This window comes from Pseudomonas brassicacearum, from assembly GCF_003732265.1.
GTDB lineage: Bacteria > Pseudomonadota > Gammaproteobacteria > Pseudomonadales > Pseudomonadaceae > Aquipseudomonas > Aquipseudomonas brassicacearum_D.
The window spans coordinates 1-652 of the sequence record NZ_MOBK01000041.1 but is presented as its reverse complement, the minus strand read 5'-3'; the positions used below and the strand labels follow the sequence as shown (position 1 = coordinate 652).

Below are 652 nucleotides of genomic sequence, written 5' to 3'. Positions count from 1 at the left end.
CGGATGATGAATCACCGAAGCCCAGGCGCCTTGCCAGTCGAAGAGCATCAAGACTCCTCCGACCCAGGCGCGTGACGCTTGACCAGGCGCTGCATCAGCACCCCGGCGAAGGCCATCGACAGGATCAGCGAAAGCACCAGCGCGCCGACAATTGCCCAGAAATCCGCGGCAATCGCTGTCGCGTACACCATCACACCGACGGCAGGCGGCACCAGCAGCAACGGCAGATAACGCAGCAGACTGCCGGCCGCGAGGTTCAGCGGTTCGCCGACTTCACCGCGAATGATCAGGAAGATCAGCAACAGCAGCAGACCGATGATCGGCCCCGGCAGTACCGGCAACAGCAAATGATTGAGCGCCGTGCCGAGCAGTTGAAACAGCACCAGCAGGGTCAGGCCACGTAGCAACATCCGACATCTCCGTCTTACTTTTCGCCCAGCAGGGGCACGGCATTATAAGCACGCCTGCGCTATGGATCGGCATTCGCCAAAAGCATGGTCGGTTGACCGGAGCAAATCGCCATGATGATCTACAGTGGTTCGCAGGGAGGTCAAATCCCCCCACCTGAAAAACTATAAAACCGATGAACCCAAGGAGAGTCTCAATGCCCTATGTTCCAGTTGCAGAGCTCAAAGATTATGTCGGCAAGGAA

Annotated in this window: 1 protein-coding gene; it reads right to left on the bottom strand. The window is 58.1% G+C overall.

Annotated features, from left to right (window positions below; all coding sequences use genetic code 11):
* Positions 1-47 precede the first annotated feature (47 nt).
* Positions 48-410 carry a CidA/LrgA family protein gene (locus BK660_RS29945; RefSeq protein ID WP_123436393.1) on the bottom strand — a complete coding sequence of 121 codons (363 nt, stop codon included), beginning with the start codon at positions 408-410 and terminating at the stop codon, positions 48-50.
* Positions 411-652: the final 242 nt, after the last annotated feature.

Bases quoted from the DNA above. Each gene is read 5' to 3' on its own strand.
- BK660_RS29945 (WP_123436393.1), bottom strand. From the start codon at position 410: ATGTTGCTACGTGGCCTGACCCTGCTGGTGCTGTTTCAACTGCTCGGC.